Source organism: bacterium, from assembly GCA_019912885.1.
In the GTDB taxonomy this organism is placed as follows: Bacteria; Lernaellota; Lernaellaia; order JACKCT01; family JACKCT01; genus JAIOHV01.
The window spans coordinates 23,165-30,520 of the sequence record JAIOHV010000127.1 but is presented as its reverse complement, the minus strand read 5'-3'; the positions used below and the strand labels follow the sequence as shown (position 1 = coordinate 30,520).

Here is a 7,356-nt window from a genome sequence, read left to right as displayed (position 1 = left end):
TACGCGACGGGCGCGGGATTGTCGCGGATCTGCTGCCGCCGGAATACGTCGCCGAGTCGCTCGCCGGGGAACTGCTCGCGTGCGTTGGGCATTCGGATCGCGCGGCGCGCGTGTTGATCCCGCACGGCGATCGTGCGCGCTCGACGATCGCCGACGCGCTTCTCGCGCGCGGGGTGGAAGTCATCGCGCCCGTCGCGTATCGCACCGTGCCCGCGGGCATCGACGCGCGCCGGCGCGAACGGCTGCTTGCCGACATGCCGGATGTGGTGACGTTCGCGAGTTCCTCCACCGCGAGCGCATTCGTGGACGCGTTTGGCGAGGAGGGTGCGGCGAAAATCGCGGAGCACGCGAAGCTCGTCTCCATCGGCCCGCAGACCACGCGGACGATGGAGGCGCTCGATCTGCCCGTCGCGGCCGAGGCCGATCCGCACGACATCGGCGGCATGATCGACGCGATCCTGCGCGCGTTTGCGGCGCGCTGATTACGCGCCCGGCGCCTCGTCGGGATCGACGATCGGCCCTTCCTTTTTCGCTTTGGCGACGGAGATCCACACCGAGAGCGCGATGACGCCGAGCACGACGCCGAGCGCGATCGGCGTCGGGATGTGCACCCATTTGTGCGCGACCATCTTGAAGCCGACGAAGCCCAGCACGACCGCCAGGCCGTAGTGCAGGTAGTCGAACATGCGCATCATCCCCGCGAGCGCGAAGTAGAGCGCGCGAAGGCCGAGGATCGCGAATACGTTGGACGTGAAGACGATGAACGGGTCGAGCGTGATCGCGAGGATCGCGGGAATGGAATCCACCGCGAAGATGAGGTCTGTCGTCTCGATCGCGACGAGCACGACGAACATCGGCGTGAACATCCGCCGGCCGTTGAACGTCGTGCGGAAGTGCTCGCCGTCGTAAACGGGAGCGATCGGGAAAATCCGGCGCACGAGGCGCAAGACGGGATTGCGTTCGGGGTGGATCTCTTTTTCGGTTTCGCGCGCCAGGCGGACGGCGGTGACGATCAGGAAGGCGCCGAAGACGTAGATGATCCAATCGAGTTTTTGAATCAGCGCGACACCGAGAAAAATGAAGATCGCCCGCATGATGAGGGCGCCGATGATGCCCCACGCGAGCACCTTGTGCTGGTAGCGGTCGTCGACGTTGAAGTACCGGAAGATCAGCGCGAAGACGAAGAGGTTATCGACGGACAGCGACTTTTCGATGATGTAGCCGGTCAGAAACTCGATCGCGGGGTCGTGTCCGCGCGTCACGTAGATCATGACGTTGAACGCGAGCGCGAGCCCGATCCAGAACGCGGTGAGGTAGAGCGCCTCGCGGACGCGAACCGCGTGCGCCTCGCGGTGAAAGACCTTCAGGTCGAGGACGAGCATCGCGAGCACGAACGCGATGAAGGCGGCCCACCAGGCGGGGTTTTCGGAAATCATCGGTGCAGCATCCCGGCAAGGGCGCCGTGTGTCGGTAAGCCGCGCGAACAAAATTCCACGGCCCGGCGGCGGGAGCGGATTCTAGGGCCGTGCGCTATTCGTCGGCAAGCACTTTCCCGGACGCGCCCGCGGCGAAATTTTCTTCCTTCATGACCAGGCGCACGGCGTAGATCGATCCACCGAACAACACGGCGCCCGCGAACAGAAAGATGAGCGCGCCGGAGATCGGAAAACGCGCGAAACGCACCGCGACATTGGCCGACGCGACAGCCTTCGCGTCCGCCCCGGCGGGCGCGGCCTCGACAAGGGTGATGCCAGGTTTTTCGGCGATGAACGTCGCGCGGCCGTCGACAAACAGGCCGGCCGCAACGGTCCGTTGCGTGACGCTGTTCGGGCGATAGGTCACACGCAGCTCAAGGCCGTCGGGGATTTCGCCGCTTAGCGTCACGGTCGCGCCTTCGTGTTCGAGCGGGAATTCGGGCGATACGGCAAGTTTCGTATCCGCGAGACCCGGCGCCGCGAATGCGAGCAATCCCATGACGATGACGCATGCCCGCATCATGAGCGCACCTCCTGCCCCGCGCGTCGGCGCGACAGAATCGCCGCGCCGGCAAGCGTCGATCCGAGCCACAAAATCACCGCCAGGGCCGGCAGGAACGTCGCCGTCCCGACCTTGAAGTCGTGGCCGTAGATGCCGTCTTTCAGCTCCTTCGCGATATTGGAAACGAGGATGAAGATGACGACGGCGGGCGTGACGTAGCGGATGAAGGCCTTGAAGATGGGGCCGACCTTGATGCGCGCGGTCTTGTTGATGTGCGCGATGACGCCGTCGATGTCGTGGAGCCATCCGACGATGACGCACTCCGCGAGGCCGCAGATCATGAGTCCGTAGCCGAACACCCAATGGTCGAACAAGTCGAGCAGTGTCAGGCCGAGCGTCCCGTTGGAGTCGAGGCCCTCGTCGATCACCGTCGGCCACGCGAAGGCGATCGAGCCGAGCATGCCAAGCGCGCACACCGAGGCGGCGACGACGCGGCGGTCGGCGTTGCGGTATTTGTCGAGGATCGAACTGACGACCGCCTCCACGAGCGACACGGAGCTTGTCAGTCCGGCGACGAGCAACAGCGTGAAAAACAGCACGCCAAACGCCGCGACACCAAACGGGAAGTTCGCGATACCCTGCGGCACGACAAAAAACATCATCGAAAGCGTGCTTGCCTTGGGCGCGATCGCGAACGCGAAAAGCAGGGAGAAAATCGCAAGCCCCGCGATGAATTCGAACGCGCAATTCATGAAGCAGATCGACGCGGCGTTCGCGGTGTCGTCGGAGTTTTTCGGCAAATAGCTCGCGTAGGCCGTCATGATCCCGAAGCCGAGCGAAAGTGTGAAGAACATCTGCGAGAACGCGCCGCGCCAGACCTCCACGTTCGCCATCACCGAAAAATCCGGCGTGAACAACAGGTAGATGCCCTGCGTGCCGTTGGGCAACGTGACGCCGCGGATAATGAGGACGATCATGAAAATCCACATCAGCGGCACGAAAACCTTGACCGTGGCCTCGATGCTGCGCGTTCCCCAGAACACGACGACGAGATTCAAAGCCCAGACGAACGCGACGTATACGATCGTCTGGTGGTGGCTGATCATGTTGAAGAAGTAACTCATCGCGCCGGTCAGCGCGCCCTCGGGGATGCCGAACGCGGGCACCGCGGCGGAACTCCACAGCTCCGAGAACGAGCCGACGAGCATGCCCACCGCCCACCCCAGGATGGTAATGTAATACATCGTGATGATCGACGCGTTCAGGATGCCGAACCAGCCGATGAATTCGCCCGGGCGTCCGCGAAAAACACGAAGCGTCTCGGGAAGCGCGCGCCCGGACAGGCGCCCGATCCCAAGCTCGAGCACCATCAACGGAAAGCCGACGACGAAAAGCGCAATGAAGTACGGGATGTAAAACGCGCCCGCGCCGAACTTGTACGCGTTCGCCGAAAAAAAGACGATGTTGCCAAGCCCGATCGCGCTTCCCGACGCCGCCAGGATGAAGCCGATCTTGCTATGCCAGGTGCCCCGTTCGCCGGCCATCGATTGCTCCCGTCGCCGCGCGACATGCAGGAATATGGAATTGGGATTCCGTCGTTTCTAGCCGGAAAAACGAGGCGCCGTCAAACGCCAAGGAGGCTTGCCCGACACGCCTAAGATCGGCGGTTTTCGAGCACGTCCAGAAATGCGCGGGGGGTGACGATGCGCACGCCTTCAAACGGATCGAGTTTCAGCAGGTCCGCATCGCCGGTGACGATGTAGTCCGCCTTCCCCTCGACGGCGGCGGAAAGGATGAAGTCGTCCTTGGGATCCTTGCACACGCCTTGAATGCGCCCGGTGTCCGGGACGAGTTCCGTATCAAGGCGAATGGCCGCCAACCATGCGTCGAGCCGAAAGGGCGATTCAAATTGTTGTCGAAACTTTTTCCTGGCGAAGGTTCGTTCGACTTCCGTGGCGAGCGCCTGCGACACGAGCAACCGGAAATTCTCGTTTTTGACGAAAGTTTCGAATATCGCGGCGGGCACACCGTCCGGCGTAAGGACAGCGCTGATAAAGACGTTCTGTCGATGACGACGCGATGCACCTGGTGTTACCGCGACCGTTTGCGCGCTTGTTTCTCTTTGTGCATTTCTTCGCGAACTTCGCGCTGCAATTCCAGCGCAAGCTTCATGGCTTCGTCATCCGTGAGTTTCGGACCCGGACGACGCCGTTGTTCCTCAAAAAATTCCAGAACGGTACGTCGCGCTTCCTGTCGGACGGCACGCACCTGCTCGACGGCGAATCTCATCACTTCGTCTTCGGTCAGTTCGGTGTCCGGCGCCGACTTATGGCTGTCGATATATTGAAAAAAATCGCGGCGCGCGTTTTCCCGGGCGCGCTCGAATAACCGCAAGCGCTCCACAAAGTCGACAGGAACGAGCGCCGCCATCGGTTCGCCTTTGCGCTCGATGACGAAGACGTCACGGCGAAGCGCGACGCGATTCAACAGGTCGCCGAGCCGATTTCGGACATCTTTCGTCGAAATGCGCTGTTCGCGCGGCTTGTCCGGGATCGTTCGCTGGGCCATTTTTTCATCCTCCCGCCAACTATTATAGTTGCCATAGTTGCCCTAGTCCAATGCCGGGGCGGAAACGGCCGCGATCAGCGCGCGGCGCGTGCGTGCGTGCGCGCCTCGACGACCGTCATGACAAGAAGGATGGCGACCCCGATCGGTTTTTGCGCGTGGTGGATCAGCGTCGTCGTGCGCGACCAATCGCCGTGCGCGAATCCGTAGATCGTCGGCGCGGCCAGCAGCAGTGCCGCGATCCAGAACGCCGCGCCGCGCCGGCGAAGGCCAAGCAGCGTCAGCGCGGGAAGCGCCATGATGAAGTGGTGCTCCCAGGTGTGGTGATAGACAATCAGCGCCAGCGCGAACCAGAACGCGACAAGATCCGCGACGTCGAGACGCCGGGCGCGCCACGTCGCGGCAAGCCCGATCGCGACGCCCGCGAAAAACGCCGCACGCGCGGTCAAAGGCGTGTGGAGCGCGGGGAGGGCGACGCCAAGCAACATCGGCACGCCCATATTGCCGGTCGTGAATCCGTATTCGAGCCTGACGCCGAAGTTGCCGAGAAACGCGCCAAGCGAATCCGGATACGCCAGAAAGTGCGGAACGCTCGTGATCGCGATAACGCCAAGCGCGATCAAGGGCGCGCCCCATTTTCGGCCGCGCACAAGCGCCGGCAGCGCGAGCCACGTGTTGAGCTTGAACGCGAGCGACGCCGCGAACCAGCCGGCGAACGCGCGCGATTTTTCCGCGCGCAGCGCCGCGAGCGCCCCCATCACGAACGCAGTCTGGACGAGGTTGTATTGCCCTAGGCGGTATTCCAAATAAAGTGGCGTAAACAAAAGCCAGACGGCGGCGACGGGCGCGAACGTCGCGAGGTCGCGGTTTGTAAGGCGCCAGACGCACCATAGGCAAAACGCGAGCGCACTGGCCAGAAACGCGATCCACGCGAAATACGCCGGCTCCGGCGGCAGTAGCGCGAACGGAGTCGCGGCGACCGCCGCGGTGGGCAGGTAGCGGAAGCTGTAGTGGCACGGCACCGGCGCGGTATCCGGTCCCTCGTCGTAAACCCCGCGCCCGTGCAGTAGATTGTCCGACGCGACGTAGATCGCGAAGAAGTCGCAGCCGTTCGCCGCGTTCACGTCCGAATCGTGGAACAGGCCGCGGCCCATCGACGCGAGGGCGGAAACAAGAATCCCGATGTGCGCCAAAAACGCGACGACGAAAACGATTGTCGATACGCGGCGGCGCATGGCGTTTCGCCTCCGTCCCCATTGGATCGCGGCGGCGCTCATCGCCGCGTGCGTCTTTGTGGCGTGGACCATCGAATCTACCGGCGCGGGTGAGTATGCGTCAAAGGGGCGCGGCGTTCCGCTCGACGATTCCTGGATTCACTTCGTTTACGCCAAAAGCCTCGCGACAACGCTGCGCCTTGACTACAACCCCGGCGATCCGCAATCCGGATTCACGAGCCTGGGTTGGCTCGTGTTGCTCGCGCCGGGTATCGGCGCCGGCATCGGGCCCGCGCTCTGGGCAAAAATCCTCGGCGTCGCCGCGCACGCCGCGCTCGCGGTCGTCGTGTTTTTCTTCCTGAGGCGCCTTGCGGCGAAGGTCATCGCGATCGCCGCCGCGCTTGTTGTCGCGGTCGATCCGCTTATTTCCTTCGCCGCGCTCTCCGGCATGGAGACGGCGCCCTACGCGCTCGCCCTGGCCCTGGCCACGCTTTTTCTTCTCGATGGCAAACCGCGCGCGCTTGCCGTCGCGCTGGCCGCGTGCGCGTGGATGCGCCCGGACGGCCTGCTCATGGTCGGCGCGGCGTGGGCCGTCGTCGCGTGGCTTGCGTTTCGCGCGCGGCGCACGGGCGAACGCAACGCGCTGGTGCGCGGCGCGGCGTGGGTTTTCGGCGTGCCCGCGACCGCCGCCGCGCTCTGGATGTTCTACAATTTTTCCGTCACCGGCCGGCCGTTTTCGATGAGCTACTACGTGCGCGCGGGGGAGCTTTCCAACGCGGGCCGACTGTTCGACGCGGGCGAAACCGTCGCCACGACGTTCCCGATGCTCGCGTCGGTCGCAGCGATCGTCGTGCTGCTGCTTGGATTGGCGCGCGTTGCCGCGATGCCCGAACGCGCGCGGCTTGCGCCGCTTGTCGCTCTGCCGATTCTCGCGGCGGGGCTTCTGGGCGGCGCGGTCAGCGTGACGGGCGGAACGTTTCCCGGCAACCGCTATCTCGTGCCGATGTATGCGTTTATCGTGATCGTGGCGGCGCTCGGCGCGCAGCTTCTGGTCGATCTCATCCGCGTCGCGCTCGTGCGACGCGCGTACGCGCCGATGCTCGCCGAACCCGCGGCGGCGATGCTGCTTGTCCTCGCGCTGGCCGGCCTGCCGTCCACGTATCTGCTGCGCGTTTCCGATCTGTCGCACCGCTTCGCCGTGATGAGCCGCGACATCCACGCGATGCAGGAAACGATGGGCGTCTGGGTGCGCGAAAACACGGAGCCGGACGCGATCGTCTGCCTGTTCGACGCGGGCGCGATCCGCTATCTCGGTGAGCGGTACGCGCTCGACATCCTGGGGCTCAACACGGCGCACGCCGCGCCGCGCACGCCGCACGACGCCCGCCGCCGCTGCACGTACGTCATCACCTATCCGGAGCACTCGCGGGAGCTTGTCGCCGCCTTCGCGGACAACGAGGTGCATCGCATCACGATCCGCGACAACACCGCCGGCGCCGGGGATACGATGGCGGTGTATCGCGTGACGAAGGCGGACCGCTCGCCGACGGAACAGGTCGTAATGCGGCAGCTTCGCGCGGGTTGACGCCGTAACCGAATG

The 7,356-nt window shown here is 64.2% G+C and carries 8 protein-coding genes; 2 read left to right on the top strand and 6 right to left on the bottom strand.

All coding sequences use genetic code 11. The annotated features are described in order from the left end of the window. Positions 1-482: uroporphyrinogen-III synthase (locus K8I61_10930; protein MBZ0272541.1), on the top strand; the 482-nt coding region annotated here is incomplete at its 5' end. Here the strand turns inward: K8I61_10930 and K8I61_10925 are convergent. From K8I61_10925 to K8I61_10900, 6 genes are all read right to left on the bottom strand, one after another. After that, the gene (locus K8I61_10925) at positions 483-1,436 is read right to left on the bottom strand and encodes a TerC family protein (protein ID MBZ0272540.1); all 954 of its coding nucleotides are present in this window, start codon (positions 1,434-1,436) and stop codon (positions 483-485) included. It abuts the gene before it with no gap. A gap of 94 nt (positions 1,437-1,530) precedes the next feature. Next, the gene (locus tag K8I61_10920) at positions 1,531-1,998 is read right to left on the bottom strand and encodes a hypothetical protein (GenBank protein ID MBZ0272539.1); all 468 of its coding nucleotides are present in this window, start codon (positions 1,996-1,998) and stop codon (positions 1,531-1,533) included. Then, complete coding sequence (locus K8I61_10915; GenBank protein MBZ0272538.1) at positions 1,995-3,521, bottom strand: sodium-dependent transporter; 1,527 nt, start codon at positions 3,519-3,521, stop codon at positions 1,995-1,997. The genes K8I61_10920 and K8I61_10915 overlap by 4 nt, the downstream gene beginning before the upstream one ends. Positions 3,522-3,631: 110 nt before the next feature. Continuing rightward, positions 3,632-4,003, bottom strand: coding sequence for a putative toxin-antitoxin system toxin component, PIN family (locus K8I61_10910; GenBank protein MBZ0272537.1), 372 nt, complete (start codon positions 4,001-4,003; stop codon positions 3,632-3,634). A 65-nt stretch (positions 4,004-4,068) separates the two neighbouring features. Beyond that, positions 4,069-4,545 (bottom strand): type II toxin-antitoxin system Phd/YefM family antitoxin, encoded by a 477-nt coding sequence (locus K8I61_10905; protein MBZ0272536.1) that lies wholly within the window; start codon positions 4,543-4,545, stop codon positions 4,069-4,071. 74 nt (positions 4,546-4,619) lie between these two features. Beyond that, the gene (locus K8I61_10900; protein ID MBZ0272535.1) at positions 4,620-5,777 is read right to left on the bottom strand and encodes a DUF2029 domain-containing protein; all 1,158 of its coding nucleotides are present in this window, start codon (positions 5,775-5,777) and stop codon (positions 4,620-4,622) included. On the opposite strand from K8I61_10900, the gene K8I61_10895 reads away from it, so the two are divergent. After that, entirely contained in the window at positions 5,776-7,341 is a 1,566-nt protein-coding gene (locus K8I61_10895; protein MBZ0272534.1) for a hypothetical protein, read from the top strand. The two genes, K8I61_10900 and K8I61_10895, sit on opposite strands and share 2 nt — an antisense overlap. Positions 7,342-7,356 lie beyond the last annotated feature (15 nt).